We start from the raw sequence: 16,734 nt of genomic DNA, 5'->3' as shown, positions 1-16,734 counted from the left end.
TTGCCATAAATGAACGCTGTCTAACTAAGACGCTGTCTAACTAAGATTTGGGCCACCGATGTGCAACCTTGGCTAAGCTCACTTGCTGGCCGCCCGTGTGCGGTTTCGCTGTGGAATCCTTTCAGAAGCGGCTACCAGCACCTGTAAAGAATGCAACAACCACAGTCGCAGAATCGAGTCGCCCCGCAAGCCGCCCGCAGTTACATGTGCACGTGCAGGCGCCGAGCAGCCTCTGAGATGGAGCCGGACATGGACGGGTACACGGTGAAGGTGTTGGCCACATCATCTACGTGCAGTTTCTGCGTCACAGCCATCGCGATGGGGAAAATCAGTTCGCAGGCACCGGCTCCCACAACCACGCCACCAATGACCGTTCCTGACCCCTTGCGGGCAATGATCTTCACGAAGCCATCGTTGACGCCGCGCATTTTGGCCCGAGCGTTGGTGTCCAGGGAAAGTTTGATGACATCGCCTTGGTACTTACCCGAAGCCAAATCGGCTTCGGAGACACCTACGGAGGCAATCTCCGGGGAGGTGAAAATGTTGGAGGAAACCTGGGTCAGCTTCAGCGGGCGCACACCGTCGCCGCCCAAGTGAGCCACGGCGATGCGGCCCTGCATTGCTGCCACGGAGGCCAGCGCAAAAACGCCCGTGCAGTCACCGGCAGCGTAGACGTTCGGCGCACTGGTGCGGGAAACACCGTCAACCTTGATGTGGCCGCTGGGGGTGACCTGAACCCCGGCTGCTTCCAGACCAATGCCGGTGGTGTTGGGGATGGAGCCAACGCACACCAGGCAGTGGGTGCCGGTAACTGTTGAGCCATCGCCCAATGTCACCACAACTCCATCGGCAGTGCGCTCCACGGATTCGGCACGTGAGCGGGAGAGCACGCGCAGACCGCGGCGGGCAAAGACGTCCTCCAGCACTGCGGCGGCATCAGAGTCCTCGCCGGGCAAAACTTGGTCGCGGCTGGAAATCAGCGTGACTTTGGAACCCAGTCCATTAAACGCAGAGGCGAATTCGGCCCCGGTTACACCGGAGCCCACCACGATCAGTTCTTCGGGAAGTTCTTCCAAATCATAGATCTGGGTCCAGTTGAAAATGCGTTCGCCATCGGGGCGGGCCGTGGCAAGCTCACGCGGGTGGGCACCCACGGAGACCAGGATGGAGTCAGCCTTGATGATCTCACTGGATTCGCCGCGGTCTACCTCAATAGTGCGGTTATCCAGCAGCTTCCCGGTGCCAATCACAATTTTCACGCCCATGGCTTCCAGACCGCGACGAATATCAGCGGACTGTTCTCTAGCCAGGCGCAGAACGCGTTCGTTGATCTGCTTCAGATCAGCTTTGATGATGGTCTTGGGATTGCCCTCAGCAGATTCGAAGCTCACACCAAGCTGGGTGGAATCTACGCTGCGGTTCATGGCCTCGGCAACGGCAATCAGCGATTTGGACGGGACAACATCGGTCAGGACGGCGGATCCGCCCAGCCCGGTACGTTCCACAATGGTCACCTCGGCACCCATGGAAGCTGCCACCATGGCAGCTTCGTAACCGCCGGGTCCACCACCAAGAATGGCAAGACTGGGAAGGGCAAAGGGCTGAGATACATCCTGTTGACTGGTCACAATTATTCATTGTTCCCTAGCCCGCGCCATGCACCAACTTCCATGCCCTCTGTGCGTGGGCACACAGTGCCGGTATGTTGGTTCCGTGACTATTCAACAAAGCCCCCAGCAGACGCCCGCACAGAGCGATCCCACCGAGCTGGCCCGCGAGGCCGCCGCCTATATTGCCGAACACACCGGTGTTCAAACTCACCACATCGCCGTGGTATTGGGTTCAGGATGGGGTGAAGCCGCCGGACTTATCGGCGAGGTCACCGCAGTCTTGGACGCCGCCGAGGTCCCCGGATTCTCAGCTCCTGCCGTAGTGGGCCATGTGGCCACCCTGACCTCCATCCGCACCCCCGGCGGCAAGAACGTTCTGGTACTGGGCGCCCGAACCCACTTCTACGAAGGCAAGGGCGTGCGCGCCGTGGTTCACGGGGTGCGCACCGCCGCTGCCACCGGCGCCACCATCATGGTCCTGACCAACGGCTGTGGCGGGCTCAACGAGGCGTGGACGCCAGGCACCCCCGTGCTGATCAGCGATCACCTGAACTTGACGGCCACCTCCCCCCTAGAGGGCGCAAAATTTGTGGATCTGACCGACCTGTACTCCGCCAGGCTGCGCGCCGTAGCCCGCGAAGTGGACCCCAGTCTCGATGAAGGCGTCTACGCCCAGTTCACCGGCCCGCATTACGAAACCCCCGCCGAGGTGCAATACGCCAAGCGGATTGGCGCCGATTTGGTGGGCATGTCCACAGCTCTCGAGGCCATTGCCGCCCGCGCTGCAGGCATGGAAGTGTTCGGTATTTCCTTGGTGACCAACCTCGCCGCCGGCATCAGTTCCACCCCGCTGAGCCACACTGAAGTTATTGAGGCAGGTGCCGCCGCGGGCCCCCGTATTTCCGCCTTATTGGCCGGTATCATCGCAAAGATGTAGGAGTTCGTGCGGTGGTGCGGTTACATTGGTCTCGTGAGACATGTAAATGAGAGCAAATCCGAGTCCACCGCAGCACTCGAGATGGTTGCCTTGCAAGAAGCTGCGGGACAATGGAGCACCCAGGATCCCGATCCTGGAACTGCCGCGCAGCTGCGGGAGTTGATCGACGCCGCGCCGTCCAACCCCACCGACTTGGCCGAGCTGGTGGATAGCTTTGCCGGTAATCTCGCGTTCGGTACTGCCGGGCTCCGTGCCGCCATGGGGCCCGGCCCGAACCGGATGAACAAGGTGGTGGTGCGTCGCGCCGCAGCCGGTGTTGCTGCGCACTTGCTCGCACTGGCCAAGGATGCGCAGACACCCCAGCAAGACACGCACGACGTCGATCCCTCCTTGGCGCCTGCGCCCACCTACCGCCCCAGGGCAGTGGTGGGATTCGACGCCCGCTACAACTCTGAGGCTTTTGCGCAGGAGACGGCCGCCATTTTCACTGCGGCAGGCATTGAGACGTTCCTGATGCCTGCTCCGCTGCCAACGCCAGTTCTTGCCTATGCTGTGCGCGCCTTGGATTGTGAGGCTGGCGTCATGGTGACGGCCAGCCACAATCCTCGTCAGGACAACGGTTACAAGGTGTATTTGGGTGGCCGGGCTGTGGCACCGGAAGCCCGGGGTGTGCAGATTGTGGCCCCGCACGATTCTCTGATCGCCGGCCATATTGACGCCGTCGCCAACACCGCGGAACTAGGCGATACCTCAGGCATCGAGATGGCTGGAGAAGGTTGGCACATTCTCGGCGACGCCCTGGTTCAAGAATATAAAGAGGCTGTGGCCGCACTCACCGATCCTGCTGCCTTCCCTGCCCGCGAATTACGCATTGTGCACACCTCCATGCACGGGGTTGGACATGAGACTGCAATAGCTGTGTTAAATCTGGCTGGTTTCACAGACGTCCATGTTGTGCCCGAGCAAAGTGCTCCGGATCCAGATTTCCCCACGGTGCCTTTCCCCAATCCGGAAGAGCCTGGGGCCATGGATCTGGCCTTTGCGCTGGCTCAGAAAGTGGACGCAGATTTGGTTCTGGCCAACGATCCCGACGCCGATCGGGTAGCGGCGGGCGTCCTGGACCCCACCACGGGACAGTGGCATCAGCTGCACGGCGATCAGGTTGGAGCCCTGCTGGGTGCCCACTTGGTAGCCAGAGGCGGACGGACCGGCAGTGCCAGTTCTGAGGTACGTCCCAGCAATGAAGCCGGCCCCGGCGAGACGGCGGGTGCCGGGATTCCGGTATTTGCCAACTCCATCGTGTCCTCCCGCCTGCTGTCGAAAATTGCAGCTGCCGCCGGATACGGCCATGTACAGACTCTGACGGGTTTCAAATGGATTTCACGGGTTCCGGAGCTGACGTACGGCTATGAGGAAGCGCTGGGCTACTGTCTTGCCCCGGACGTTGTCCGTGACAAGGACGGGATTTCCGCCGGACTGCTACTGGCTGAAATGGCCGCCGGGCTCAAAACTGTTGGCCGGACGCTCTTCGACGTTCTGGATGATCTTGCCTTGGCTCACGGCCTGCACGCCAGCAATCTGATCAGTATCCGGGTCGAGGAAGCATCCCACATCCAGGCCATGATGGAGCGGTTGCGGACCCAGCCGCCGGCACACTTCGACGGCTCCCCCATCGCCGAGATGGCTGATCTCTCGGTGGGCAGTGCTGATTTGCCGGCTACCGAAGGAATGGCCTACTGGAGCGATAACGGCACCAGGGTCATCATCCGTCCCAGCGGCACCGAACCGAAACTCAAGTGCTACTTGGAGGTTGTCATCCCCGTCGCCAGCACCGAACTTCTCGGCGCAGCCCATATCGAAGCGCAACGGGCGCTTGCTGCCGTGGTGGTTGATGTCAAGGCAGCGCTGGGCTTGGACCAGCTCTAGAGCGCTACCTCTATCCTGCCGGCCACCACGCGCACCGGGAAGGTATCCAAGGAGAGTTCCGGGCGGCTGAAACACTCCCCCGTCGCCAAGGAGTACACCTCTTTGTGCAGTGGTGAGGCAATCGTGTACGTGTCCCCGCGCGAGCCGAGCACTCCGCGGGCCATGACGTGGGAGGCCGTGGCCGGGTCGGCGTGGGAGACAGCAAACACCTCATCCTCCCCGACCCGGAACAAGGCCAGCTGCTGGCCGTTGATCAGGGCCGCCTCACCCCACGAGTCCTCCAGATCGCGCAACTGGCACACCGGAAACCACTCCTGAACTGCGTGGGAGGGCCCCCTACGGGAAGAGGGAGCGGTGCGGGGCATGTCCAAAAGCTGTTCCATGTGCGTTCCTTAGTGAATTGGGGCCGGCATCCCCCAAGGCGGGATCGGAGGAAACGTGCCGTGGAGTGCGGTGCCCGGCCCACCACTCAGTGACAGGCAGTGCAGACCGGGCAACTGAGATCAACTCTAAAACGGCCGTGTTTCTGCCATCCTCCGCCCCCGTGACAGAAATGTTAAACCTCTCTCACCACCGCCCCACCGGGCCTCGTGAGGCATATGTTAACTGGCTGTTACATTGGCGAAACGGTGTAGTAATGGCCCTTTCCTAGCATGGGAACACACATTGGTGCCGGCGCCAGGCCCACCCAAGAGGGTCCTGATTTGGTGCCACCAATACCAGGTTGCCTCCACCGGGCCCCGACGGAAAGGCCACAGAGATGACGCAGCCAAGCGAGCACAACCCAACGGCCAGCAGTACCCCAACCAGGATCGTCGTCGTGGGCGGCGGACCAGCCGCTCATCGTTTCGTCGAAGCCATGCAGGCCCGCGGCCGCCAGGACTGGCACATCACCGTCCTCGCCGAAGAAATCCACGTCCCCTACGACAGGGTGGCGCTGAGCCAGGCCCTCACGGACGTGAACACCGATCTTTCCTTAGGCGATCAGAACCTCTGGCAGCACCCCGCCATCACGCTCGTCACCGGCGCCGAAGTCGCCACGATCAATCCCGCACAGAGCACCGTGTCCACCATGCACTGCGGAAAAATCACCACCTACCCCTACGACGAGTTGGTCCTGGCCACAGGTTCAGACGCCGTCCGTCTCGAGATCCCCGGTGCCGAACACACCCACGTCTACCGGACCCTGGATGATGTGTGGACGCTCAACCAGCAGGTTGGTGCCCTGAGGAAAAAGTTGGGCCGCACCGTGCAGACGGCAGTCATTGGCGGTGGTCTGCTCGGCTTGGAAGCGGCGGCGGGACTCATCAAACTCGGCGCAGATGCGCAGGTTATCAACGGTGGCCGCTGGCTCATGAACGCCCAACTGGACCAGGGCGCCGGCCAGGCCCTGGGCCGTTTGGTGGCGGCCAAGGGCATGAGCGCCTCCATTGGCGTCTATCCCGCAGCCATTGAGACGGACGACGCCGGCCAGGTCACCGGAGTGCTCATGGCCGACGGCTCCGTGGTGAAAGCAGACCTCGTGGTAGTTTCCGTCGGCGTCCGGCCCCGGGACGAATTGGCCCGCGACAGCGAAGGACTCGCCCAGCATGGATTCGAGCTGGGCCCGCGCGGCGGCATTGTCATCACCGACACCTGCGCCACCACTGTCAGCGGCGTCTGGGCCATTGGCGAGGTGGCCAACTATGAGGGCATGTGCTTAGGGCTGGTAGCCCCGGCCAACACCATGGCAGAGATCGTGGCAGACCGCTTGCACGGCGGCAACGCCACGTTCCCCGGCTTCGACACGGCCACCAAACTCAAACTCTCCGGTGTGGATGTGGCCAGCTTCGGCGACGCTTTCGCCACCACCGAGAACAGCCTCGAAGTGGTGTACGCCGATCCGGCCCGCGGCGTGTACCAAAAAATCGTCACCAGCGCCGATGCCAAAACGCTCCTGGGCGGCATCTTCGTGGGCGACGCCTCCCCTTACACCAGCCTGCGACCACTGCTGGGCCGGGAACTTCCAGCAGAACCCGGCGCGTTCCTCTCAGCCGCTGGCGGCGGGGACGCTCCCACGGTGGAGCTACCCGACGACGCGATCTTGTGCTCCTGCAACAACGTCTCCGCCGGCAGTGTCCGCGACGCGGTCAACGGCTGCGGCACGTGCGACGGCAACGCACCAGTCCAGGATTTGCCAGGACTGAAGGCCTGTACCCGCGCCGGCACCCAGTGCGGTTCCTGTGTGCCGCTGTTGAAGAAGCTCATGGAAGGTGAGCTGAAGAAGTCCGGCATCGCGGTTTCCAAGGCCCTGTGTGAGCACTTTGAGATGTCCCGTCCGGAACTGTTTGAGGCCGTGCGGGCCCTAGAGCTAACCAGCTTCCCTGAGATATTGGCCCGCTTCGGCGCCGATGAGGTAGCCAAAGCAGGGCGTGGCTGCGATATTTGCAAGCCCACCGTGGCCAATATTCTGGCCAGCCAAAACAGCGCCTACGTGCTGGATGAGGGCCGCGGCACCTTGCAGGACACCAATGACCGCGCACTGGCCAACATGCAAAAAGACGGCACCTATTCGGTGGTGCCGCGCATCCCCGGCGGCGAGATCACCCCGGACAAGCTGGCCGTCATCGCCAAGGTGGCCCAGGATTACGGCCTCTACACCAAGATCACCGGCGGCCAACGGATAGACCTCTTCGGGGCCCGGCTGGAACAGTTGCCCGAGATCTGGAAAATTCTGGTGGATGCCGGCATGGAATCCGGGCAGGCCTACGGAAAGTCGCTACGTACCGTGAAGTCCTGCGTTGGCTCCTCCTGGTGCCGCTACGGCGTGCAGGATTCGGTGGCCATGGCCATCAAATTGGAGCTGCGCTACCGCGGTCTGCGCAGCCCGCACAAGTTCAAATTGGGCGTGTCCGGCTGCGCCCGCGAGTGCGCCGAGGCTCGCGGCAAGGACGTAGGAGTCATCGCCACCGCCGATGGTTGGAACGTGTACGTGGGCGGCAACGGCGGCGCCACCCCGGCACACGCCCAGCTGCTCGCCAAGGACCTCGATGACGACACCCTCATCAGCTACATCGACCGCTACCTGATGTACTACATCCGCACCGCTGAGCGTTTGCAGCGCACCGCGCGTTGGCAGGAAGAGCTCGACGGCGGTCTGGCTCACGTGGTGGATGTGGTCGTCAACGATTCGCTGGGCATCGCCGCGGATCTGGAAGCTGCCATGAACACCCACGTGCGCAACTATGAAGACGAATGGGCCGCCACCTTGGCCGATCCCGAGCGGTTGCGCCGATTCCGCTCCTTTGTCAACGCTCCGGAATCGGCTGACGACTCCATTGTGTTTGTTCCCGAACGTGGCCAGATCCGCCCAGCCACCCCATCAGAAAAGGCAGCAGCTGGACCAGTGTTTCTCGCCTCCCACATCCCCCTCCGCAGCACCCTCCTGGAAAAGAACTGAAGGTGATTCCCATGGCAATCCCGCAACCTTTTGGACGTCCCCGGCCACCACGACGCCTAGGACGCGCCGGGCACATCACCCTGGTCGGCGGCGGGCCGGGCCCGGCAGATCTGCTGACACTGCGCGCTGCCCAGGCCCTGGCCGCAGCGGACGTGGTCTTCTTCGACAGGCTGGGGCCCACCGCAGATCTGGCGGAGCTGGCACCGAGAGCCACCTTTGTGGATGTGGGCAAAGCCCCAGGCCATCACAAGGTATCTCAAGAAGAAATCACCGCCCGCATGATCGAGGGCGCCCAGTCGGGCTTGCAGGTGGTGCGCCTCAAAGGCGGAGATCCGTTTGTGTTTGGCCGCGGCGGTGAGGAAATGGCTGGAGCCGTGGCTGCCGGTGTCGCTGTCACAGTGGTGCCCGGAATCTCCAGCTCCATTGCTGTTCCCGGTGCCGCCGGCATTCCCGTGACCCACCGCAACGTCAGCCATCTGTTCACCGTCGTCTCTGGTCACGCACCCCTGAGCACCAGTGAATACAAGCATCTGGCCGGCTTGGGCGGCACCATTGTGGTGCTGATGGGCATCGGCACCCTGCCGTCCCTCGTGGCGGGCCTGCACAGGGCCGGGCTAGCCCATGATGTACCCGTGGCCATTGTGGAGGAGGGCTTTGGGCCAGCTCAGCGCACCACCCTTGCAACGCTGGGGACCATTGTGAACGCATCATCGCTGTGCCGAAATCCTGCGGTCATTGTTATTGGGGAGGTGGTGAAGCTGTCCAGTCTCACCGGATTGGCGGTCCCTGCCGTGGATGTCACCTTGAAGTCGGCGTGAGGATCCTCAAAACCCGAATACCTCAGGAAGATGCACTTTGGGCCACGTCCAAATGGGCTCGCTCAAATCTGTGTTTGAGCCGCAGGGCTGGCATTTCAATCCACCGGTAGGAGGCTTCAGCTACGGCCAAAGTAACGGCGAGCGCGCACACCATGAGCAGGGCCGGGGTGGAGATGAAGTGCTCCAGGGTTTCCAAGGCCAACAGGTTCCATAGGTACAGCCCGTAGGACCGTCTGCCAAGGTAGAGCAGAACCGGTGTTCCCAGTACTGTCAGGGACAGGCTGTTCTGGCTGGTGGTGCTGCGGGCAATGATGGCGCAGGTGGCCAGGCTCAGCAGCGGCACGGTGACGGCGTGGGTGACAATGCTGGACAGTGGCGGTGGAAACAAGGCCACCAAGAGCAGCAGGCACCACGCAATGGGCGAGAAACTGGCCAGCGAATTCCCGAACTGGCCCTTGGTGCGCCGCTGGGCAATGGCCAGCGAGGCACCCATTAGCAACGGCGCAACCCACGTCCAGGTCCGGTAATAGGACATCATCCCGAAGAGGAGGAAGGCGGCAATACTCAGGCCTGTAAAGACAACAACTGCACCGAGCACTGCGCCTTGTAGGTGCCGTTTGAGCCAAGGAGTTCCCAACATGATCAGCAGTAGCGGCGGCCACACCACATAGAACTGTTCTTCCACGGAGAGCGTCCAGAGAGGGGAGATTGAATGCGGAATCCCAAGCCCGGCGAAGTCCGCCCAATTGAAAACGTAAAAGAACGCCATCACGGCACCAATCACGGCACCGCCGCGGTCCATGTTCAGCTGGGTACCGAAGAGAAACGTCATGAGCAAGGCAATCAGCAGGAACACATACAGGGCAGGCAGGAGCCGCAAGGCCCTGCGAATGTAGAACGCTTTGATGTCTACGCGTCGGGAGCTGTCGTATTCTCGCAACAGCAGCGTGGTGATGAGGTATCCGCTGAGAACAAAGAAGACCAGCACACCGTAGGCGCCGCCGCTGAAACCGCCTGGAATAACCATGGGTACAAAATGGGAGGCGATGACGGCCGCTATTGCCAGTCCCCGGATTCCGTCCAGGGCCGCATTACGAGCGCGTGGGCCACCCCGCGTACTGTCTGCAGGCTGAACGTTCACATCTTCTCCCCCTGTGTGCGGCAGGACGGCGACCGTCGCTTCCCGTTGATTGTTCTTTCACTGTATCCCGGCGGGCAGCGCCCATTCCATCCCGGAACCTCTCTACTGCCGCATTGCACTATGGCGCCGTACCGCAGTGCAATATGGCGCAATGCAAAGAGCAGCTCCGGTACTATTGCCACGCTTTCCCCACCCAAACCGGTTGGCCAGCCGCATCGTGTTGACCGGCAGCATTCGGAAGCTTTAAGGACCACATGAGCGAAACCCCAGAATCTCACCCCAGCCCCGCGGGCCAGGCTCACGCCATGGCAGCACAGCCGTTACGTGGCTTTCGGATCGGTGTCACCGCGCACCGCCGGGCAGGAGATTTGATTGACGCCCTGGAACGCCGGGGAGCACAGGTGCAGCACGCCCCTGCCCTCAAGATTGCCCCTGTAGCCGATGACGAGGCCCTGCGCGTTGAGACAGCGGCCGTTATCGCCGCCGCCCCAGACATTGTCATGGTCACCACTGCCTACGGGATGCGGCGCTGGGCCGAGGCCGCCGATGTGGCCGGTCAGGGCGAAGAGCTGCTGGCCACGCTAGCCCGTGCAGCCATTTATGTCCGTGGTCCCAAGGCTCGTGGCGCCGTCAGGGCCGCTGGGCTTGATGACCACGGCATCAGCCCCGATGAAACCACCGCCACATTGACAGATTTAGTCATTGCAGCCGGAGTGAAGGGTAAGACCGTTGCCGTTCAAGTTCATGGCTACACGGATGTCGCTGCTCTCACTCGGCTGCAGGAGGCAGGCGCCACGGTCTTGACGGTGACACCTTATCGCTGGGTCAATGCAGAGGAAGGCGATAAGCTCCCCCAGCTCATTGAATCCGTGATCAACAAGGAAATTGATGTCCTGATGTTCACCAGCGCGCCGGCAGTTGATGCGGTACTCAGCGCCGCAGACGCACTGGGCCGGGGTGAAGAACTCCGTGATGCTTTGCGCGGGCACGGCCCGGCACAGGTGGTGAGTGCCGTGGTGGGCCCTGTCACCGCTGCACCATTGCTAGAAGCAGGCATTGTTCCGATAATGCCGGAGAGGTTCCGGATGGGGGCTTTGATCCGGCTGGTCTGTGAACATCTGGAACAAACCGGGGTGCTGCGGGCAGAGAGCGCCGGGATGGTCTTGGAGGTACGTGGCCAATCGTTGCTGGTCAATGGGCTTCCGGTACCGATAGCCCCCGCTCCCCTGCAGCTGCTGAAGTTGCTCATGGGCGCTGGCGGTGGAGTACTCTCACACAGCGAGCTTGCCGCGGGATCCGGTTCACTCGAGAGCGATCACGCCCTCCACATGACCATGAGCCGGCTGCGTGCTGCGCTACCGGACCCCAGCATTGTGGAAACTGTGGTGAAGCGCGGCTACCGCCTACGCTGAACCAAGAGCCAGGAACCAAGAACCCAGACCGTCCGTTCCGGCCCTTGTGTGGCACCATGGTGTTAATCATTCACACGTGGGAAGGTCCTGATCATGACAACTAATAGCCCCTTCGCGGCAAACCAGGCCGGCGATGAGCTCGCCCAATACATTGACCACACCCTTTTAGCGCCCGAGGCCAGCCGGGATGACATCCTGCGGTTGTGCAAGGAAGCCGCCGAGCATCATTTCAAGTCCGTCTGCGTCAACCCGGTCTGGGTTGAAACAGCCAAGAAAGCCCTGCTCGGCACAGGCGTGCTGACGTGTACTGTGGTGGGCTTCCCTCTTGGCACGCACAACACCGACGTCAAGGTATTCGAGGCCCGCGGCGCCACCATGGACGGCGCCGATGAGATTGACATGGTCATCAACATCGCTTCCGCCCGCGCCCTGGATCGCAACGCCCTCGTGAGCGATATTTCTGCCGTGGCCGAAGTGGTGCACGAGGCAGATTCGCTGCTCAAGGTCATCATTGAAACCTCACTGCTCAGCGATGATGAGAAGATCTTGGCCTGCCAGGCTGCCGTGGAAGCTGGCGCCGATTTCGTCAAGACTTCCACTGGCTTCAACGGCGGCGGCGCCACGGCCCAGGACGTTGGTTTGATGCGCGAAACCGTGGGCCCGGACGTTGGCGTTAAGGCCTCTGGCGGAGTGCGAACCCGGGAAAAGGCACTGGAAATGATCCAGGCCGGCGCCACCCGGATCGGCACCAGTTCAGGTATCGCCATCGTCACCGGCGGCGCGGGCACAGCTTCGTACTAATCCGTACTAAGATCGTGGGTAGATCAACGCGCCGACTCTTCGGTGCATCCACCTTGCTCCCCACTTAGGGGAAAGGAGAAACCGTGTCCAACAACGCTTACCGCGGCGAGAACAGCCTTGTGCAGTCCGTCGTCTTGTTCGTCATTTTCCTTGCCTTGTTCCTTGGCGGAATCTTTACCTTCTCCTACTGGAGCCTGGAAAGCTTTGCCCACGCGTTTGTGCCGGCCATCATCGGCATCGGCCTGTGCTCATTGGCATTTTTCGTCCCGATGACCATCATTGGCCGTTCGGACACCGCCGGCCAGTAACGCCGTACCAATAACTGAACCGCAGCAACGGGCGAAAGTCCTTGCTGCGGTTCAGTTGTTTAATCAGCTATTTCAGACGTACGACGCCGCCCGCCTCGCCTCCCGCCCCTCGCCAATCCGCCCCAGCCAACTTGTATGCGCTGGACTCATGCTGGGTTTGGCGCCACGTAGCTTATGCAACGGGCTCACTTCCAGTCCGGTGCATAGGGAAAGGTGCGTGAGAACTATGCGCCGAGCTCGGTACGAGTCCAGCGCATAGGGTAGCGGGGCCGCTCCTGTCAGCGGATTATTGTGCCGCTACGCTCGCCGGCGTTGTCTCGAAAATCGCTTCGAGCACGCCCTGGGCCCATGTGAGTACCTCGGCATCGGCTAGGTCCCGTCCGCCAATCCGTGCGGTCTTCGGCTTAGGAATCAAGATGGCATTCATGGCAGGCTTAGCCAAGGACCCCGGGTACATGCGGTTCAGCCGCATCTCCTTGGACTCCGGTAATTGCGCCGGAGCAAACTTGATGAAATTACCTTGCATCGCAACGTCCGTCAGACCCGCAGCCCGCGCCAACACCTTGAAGTTAGCAACAGACAACAAATTCACGGCCGCCGGCGGCAACTCACCGTAACGGTCAATCAATTCAGCTTCCACCTCAGCAATGGCCTCCATCGTGACGGCAGCAGCCAGCTTCCGGTAAGCCTCCAACCGCAACCGCTCCCCCGGAACGTAATCGTGTGGCAAGTGAGCGTTGATGGGCAACTCAATCTTCATCTCAGCAGCCCGCTCCTCACCCTCACCACGGAAGTCCGCCACAGCCTCACCCACCAAACGGATATACAAATCAAAGCCAACACCCTGAATATGACCAGACTGCTCACCGCCGAGCAAGTTACCTGCCCCACGGATCTCAAGATCCTTCATCGCCAAGGCCATACCAGCACCAAGCTCGTTATGCGCGGCCACCGCTTTAAGCCGCTCCAACGCCACCTCACCCAACGGCTTATCCGCCGGGTACAAGAAATACGCATACGCTCGCTCGCGCCCACGACCCACACGCCCACGCAACTGATGCAGCTGAGACAACCCATAATTATTGGCCTGCTCAACAATGAGCGTGTTGGCATTAGAGATATCCAGCCCAGTCTCAATAATGGTGGTGCACACCAGAACGTCAAAGCGCTTCTCCCAGAAATCCACAATGATCTGCTCTAGCCGAGATTCAGACATCTGCCCGTGCGCCACGGCAACCCGCGCATCCGGAACCAGCTGCTGGATATGCGCAGCAGTACGCTCAATAGATTTAACACGATTATGCACATAAAACACCTGCCCCTCACGCATAAGCTCACGCCGGATCGCAGCACCCACCTGCTTGTCACTATGCGCACCAACATAGGTCAGCACAGGGTGGCGTTCCTCAGGCGGGGTGGCAAGTGTGGAAGTCTCCCGGATGCCCGTCATGGACATTTCCAAGGTGCGCGGAATGGGCGTGGCACTCATGGCCAAAACGTCAACATTGGTCCGCATCTTTTTCAACGCCTCTTTGTGCTCCACACCAAAGCGCTGTTCCTCATCGACAATCACCAACCCGAGGTCTTTGAACGCGAAGTCCTTGGACAGCAAACGGTGCGTACCGATGACAACATCGACGGCTCCAGTGCGCACTCCTTCGACGATCTCTTTGGATTCTTTAGCCGTTTGGAAACGTGAAAGCGGCTTCACCCGAATCGGGAACCCGGAAAAACGCTCGTTGAACGTCTCATAGTGCTGCTGTGCCAACAGCGTGGTGGGCACCAAAATGGCCACCTGCTTTCCGTCCTGCACCGCCTTGAACGCTGCCCGGACGGCGATTTCGGTCTTTCCGTAGCCCACATCTCCGGAGATCAGACGGTCCATGGGGACTTCCTTCTCCATGTCAGCTTTGACCTCGTTGATGGCCACCAGCTGGTCGGGTGTCTCAACGTAAGGGAAGGCTTCTTCCAGTTCAGCCTGCCACGGGGTGTCGGGTCCGAAGGCATGCCCCCTGGAGGCCATGCGCGCCGAATACAGCCGGATCAGCTCTCCGGCAATTTCCTTGACGGCCTTGCGCGCCTTGGACTTGGTGGCCGCCCAGTCGGAGCCGCCCATCTTCGAGAGCGCCGGAGCGTCCCCACCAACATACGCCGTCACCTGATCCAGCTGATCGGTGGGCACAAACAGCCTGTCTCCTGGTGCACCACGCTTGGACGGCGCGTACTCCAGCACCAGATATTCGCGCAGGCCCGCAACACCACCCACGCCAGCACCGGCCACCTTGCGCTGAATCAGCTCCACGAACTTACCCACACCGTGCTGTTCGTGGACCACGTAATCCCCGGCTTCCAGCTGCAGTGGGTCCACTGCGTTGCGCCGCTTCGAGGGCATCTTGCGCATGTCCTTGGTCGAGACGGCAGAGGCGCGCCCCAGCAAGTCCGCCTCGGTCAGCAACCCCAGCTTGAGCGAGTCAAGGACAAAGCCGCGTCCGGTGTCTGCCGTGGTCACCTCGATGATGCCCGGCTGCGGCGGAAGATCCAGTGAGTCAACGCGCGACGTCGGAATGTTGGCTTCGTGGAACAGTTCAGCCAGGCGCTGGGCCGGACCGGGGCCCTGGGTGGCCACCACAACACGCCACTGGTCCTTAATGCGGGACCCGATGAACTCCATCATCTCCGCAACGTCGCCGCGGTAACCCCGCGGTTCCCGGGCGTGCAGGTTCAGCACGTCGGTGGAAGGTTCCAATTCCTCGTCCTTCGCCAGTGAGCTCAGGGCCCACCAGCCAACCCCATATTTCAGGGCAGTTTCGCGGGTTTCGGCCAACGATTTGAAACCGGCAGAGGCCAGGTCCACCCCGGCCGCTACTCCGCTTGCCTGAGCCAAATCGAGTGGGGCGCTGCCGCCGTCCGAGGCCGTGGACCAGGCGGCCTCGAGGAACTCCTCGTTGGTAGATTCAAGATCGTGGGCGCGGGCACTGACCTTCTCGGGGTCCAAGACCACGGTGATGGAGGCTGCGGGCAACAAGGAGGTTAGCGGCACCATTCCATCCACGAGCGCCGGAGCCAAAGACTCCATGCCTTCCACGGCAATGCCGCCAGCAATCTTCTCCAGCATGGCGGAGGCCACGGGCATGGCGTTTTTCAACTTGGCAGCGCGGCCCATGACCGTGGGGGTGATGAGGATTTCCCGGCACGGCGGAGCGTACAGTTCGCTCGGGTGGCTGACCGAACCTTTGACGGAGGTCAGGGTTCGCTGATCGGCGATGCTGAACCAGCGCATCGAGTCAACTTCGTCACCGAAGAATTCCACCCGGACCGGGTGGTTGTCGGTGGGCGGGAAAACATCGATGATGCCGCCGCGTACAGCAAATTCGCCACGGCGCGTGACCATGTCAACCCGCGCGTAGGCAGCGTCCGCGAGTGCCTTGATGAGCTGGGCAAAGGGAATCTCCTCGCCCACTTGCACCCGCACCGGCACCAGCTCGCCCAAGCCAGCCACCAGCGGCTGGACTACCGCACGGATGGGTGCCACGATCACCCGCAGGTGATCACCGGAATCGTGCTCGGGGTGGGCCAGTCGGCGCAGGACCGAGAGGCGCCGGCCCACGGTGTCAGAGCGCGGTGACAGGCGTTCGTGTGGGAGGGTTTCCCAGCTGGGGAATTCAGCCACAGCCCCCTCCGGCAGGTAAGAGCGCAGGGCGGACACAGTGTCTTCAGCCTCGCGGCCAGTCGCGGTGACGGCCAGTACTACGCTGGGACGAACAGTGGATGGGTCGTGGTTGGAGGCTAGGCCGTCGGCGATCTCGGCCAAGAGGACCGCGCGCATACCTGTGGGGGCGCTAAAGGCCACGTCAGTGCTGCGAGTGGCGGGGTCGGCAGCGGCGTAGCTGCGCACCCGGGCGAACAGTGGATCTTCAGAAAGCGCTGTTCGCAACCCTGCAAGACTCATGGGTGTTTTTCTCCTTGGTGCCTGACGGCCGGCGCCGCCAAAGTACGTTCTCGACCGCGCTGAGGACAACACGAAAGCCCAGAATCTATTAACGAATCCGGGACCGTGTCCAGCTTACTCGCCAGCGGGCTTGCAATCCTAGGAGCCGCCCCACGCGCCCCTTTTTGGTGGAGCAAACCGCCCCTATTAGTGCAACCACGGCCACCACGACCACGGCAACGGCACAGGCGATGTCCGCCGCCGCGGAGGTTTCCCGCCGCCGCTGCGACGCTCACCTCAGAAACGCTCACTCAGAAACACACAGCGCGAAAGCGCATATCCCGGTATCCCCCATTTCGCGGCACAGTGAACTTTCCCTTTGATCCTGCCTATTCGTGGCTGGGGTGCTTGCTA

11 protein-coding genes are annotated in these 16,734 nt (G+C 61.7%); 7 read left to right on the top strand and 4 right to left on the bottom strand.

Going from position 1 to position 16,734, the window contains the following annotated elements; translation table 11 throughout:
- Nucleotides 1-200 precede the first annotated feature (200 nt).
- Nucleotides 201-1,541: an NAD(P)H-quinone dehydrogenase gene (locus tag ACX80D_RS03175; protein WP_459321339.1), complete on the bottom strand. Its 1,341-nt coding sequence runs from the start codon at nucleotides 1,539-1,541 to the stop codon at nucleotides 201-203.
- Between the two features lie 172 nt (nucleotides 1,542-1,713).
- On the opposite strand from ACX80D_RS03175, the gene ACX80D_RS03170 reads away from it, so the two are divergent.
- Nucleotides 1,714-2,547, top strand: a complete 834-nt coding sequence (locus ACX80D_RS03170; RefSeq protein WP_459321181.1) for a purine-nucleoside phosphorylase — start codon at nucleotides 1,714-1,716, stop codon at nucleotides 2,545-2,547.
- Between the two features lie 81 nt (nucleotides 2,548-2,628).
- Nucleotides 2,629-4,473 carry a phospho-sugar mutase gene (locus ACX80D_RS03165; protein WP_459321338.1) on the top strand — a complete coding sequence of 615 codons (1,845 nt, stop codon included), beginning with the start codon at nucleotides 2,629-2,631 and terminating at the stop codon, nucleotides 4,471-4,473.
- On the opposite strand, the gene nirD is transcribed toward ACX80D_RS03165, so the two are convergent.
- Nucleotides 4,470-4,856 carry a nitrite reductase small subunit NirD gene (nirD, locus tag ACX80D_RS03160; RefSeq protein ID WP_459321180.1) on the bottom strand — a complete coding sequence of 129 codons (387 nt, stop codon included), beginning with the start codon at nucleotides 4,854-4,856 and terminating at the stop codon, nucleotides 4,470-4,472. The genes ACX80D_RS03165 and nirD overlap by 4 nt on opposite strands.
- A 377-nt stretch (nucleotides 4,857-5,233) precedes the next feature.
- On the opposite strand from nirD, the gene nirB reads away from it, so the two are divergent.
- Together nirB and cobA are read left to right on the top strand one after the other, a co-directional pair.
- Complete coding sequence (gene nirB / locus ACX80D_RS03155; protein ID WP_459321179.1) at nucleotides 5,234-7,912, top strand: nitrite reductase large subunit NirB; 2,679 nt, start codon at nucleotides 5,234-5,236, stop codon at nucleotides 7,910-7,912.
- 11 nt (nucleotides 7,913-7,923) lie between these two features.
- The gene (gene cobA, locus ACX80D_RS03150; protein ID WP_459321178.1) at nucleotides 7,924-8,730 is read left to right on the top strand and encodes a uroporphyrinogen-III C-methyltransferase; all 807 of its coding nucleotides are present in this window, start codon (nucleotides 7,924-7,926) and stop codon (nucleotides 8,728-8,730) included.
- 22 nt (nucleotides 8,731-8,752) lie between these two features.
- Here the strand turns inward: cobA and ACX80D_RS03145 are convergent, their stop codons facing one another.
- Complete coding sequence (locus tag ACX80D_RS03145) at nucleotides 8,753-9,871, bottom strand: acyltransferase family protein (protein WP_459321177.1); 1,119 nt, start codon at nucleotides 9,869-9,871, stop codon at nucleotides 8,753-8,755.
- A 305-nt stretch (nucleotides 9,872-10,176) separates the two neighbouring features.
- On the opposite strand from ACX80D_RS03145, the gene ACX80D_RS03140 reads away from it, so the two are divergent.
- From ACX80D_RS03140 to ACX80D_RS03130, 3 genes are all read left to right on the top strand, one after another.
- Complete coding sequence (locus ACX80D_RS03140) at nucleotides 10,177-11,283, top strand: uroporphyrinogen-III synthase (RefSeq protein ID WP_459321337.1); 1,107 nt, start codon at nucleotides 10,177-10,179, stop codon at nucleotides 11,281-11,283.
- Between the two features lie 93 nt (nucleotides 11,284-11,376).
- Entirely contained in the window at nucleotides 11,377-12,084 is a 708-nt protein-coding gene (gene deoC / locus ACX80D_RS03135; RefSeq protein WP_459321176.1) for a deoxyribose-phosphate aldolase, read from the top strand.
- A gap of 83 nt (nucleotides 12,085-12,167) precedes the next feature.
- On the top strand, nucleotides 12,168-12,392 hold the full coding sequence (locus ACX80D_RS03130; protein ID WP_459321175.1) for a hypothetical protein: 225 nt from the start codon (nucleotides 12,168-12,170) through the stop codon (nucleotides 12,390-12,392).
- A 286-nt stretch (nucleotides 12,393-12,678) separates the two neighbouring features.
- On the opposite strand, the gene mfd is transcribed toward ACX80D_RS03130, so the two are convergent.
- Nucleotides 12,679-16,341, bottom strand: coding sequence for a transcription-repair coupling factor (mfd, locus tag ACX80D_RS03125; RefSeq protein WP_459321174.1), 3,663 nt, complete (start codon nucleotides 16,339-16,341; stop codon nucleotides 12,679-12,681).
- Between the last annotated feature and the right edge of the window lie 393 nt (nucleotides 16,342-16,734).

This window comes from Arthrobacter sp. Sr24, from assembly GCF_054511175.1.
Note: the sequence above shows the minus strand (reverse complement) of the source record. Positions and strands in the feature narration are given on the sequence as shown.

Excerpts from the sequence above, each read along its gene's own strand:
- ACX80D_RS03175 (WP_459321339.1), bottom strand. The coding sequence starts at position 1,541 with ATGGTGGCAGCTTCCATGGGTGCCGAGGTGACCATTGTGGAACGTACC.
- ACX80D_RS03165 (WP_459321338.1), top strand. The coding sequence starts at position 2,629 with ATGGTTGCCTTGCAAGAAGCTGCGGGACAATGGAGCACCCAGGATCCC.
- nirD (WP_459321180.1), bottom strand. The coding sequence starts at position 4,856 with ATGGAACAGCTTTTGGACATGCCCCGCACCGCTCCCTCTTCCCGTAGG.
- nirB (WP_459321179.1), top strand. The coding sequence starts at position 5,234 with ATGACGCAGCCAAGCGAGCACAACCCAACGGCCAGCAGTACCCCAACC.
- cobA (WP_459321178.1), top strand. The coding sequence starts at position 7,924 with ATGGCAATCCCGCAACCTTTTGGACGTCCCCGGCCACCACGACGCCTA.
- ACX80D_RS03140 (WP_459321337.1), top strand. The coding sequence starts at position 10,177 with ATGGCAGCACAGCCGTTACGTGGCTTTCGGATCGGTGTCACCGCGCAC.
- deoC (WP_459321176.1), top strand. The coding sequence starts at position 11,377 with ATGACAACTAATAGCCCCTTCGCGGCAAACCAGGCCGGCGATGAGCTC.
- mfd (WP_459321174.1), bottom strand. The coding sequence starts at position 16,341 with ATGAGTCTTGCAGGGTTGCGAACAGCGCTTTCTGAAGATCCACTGTTC.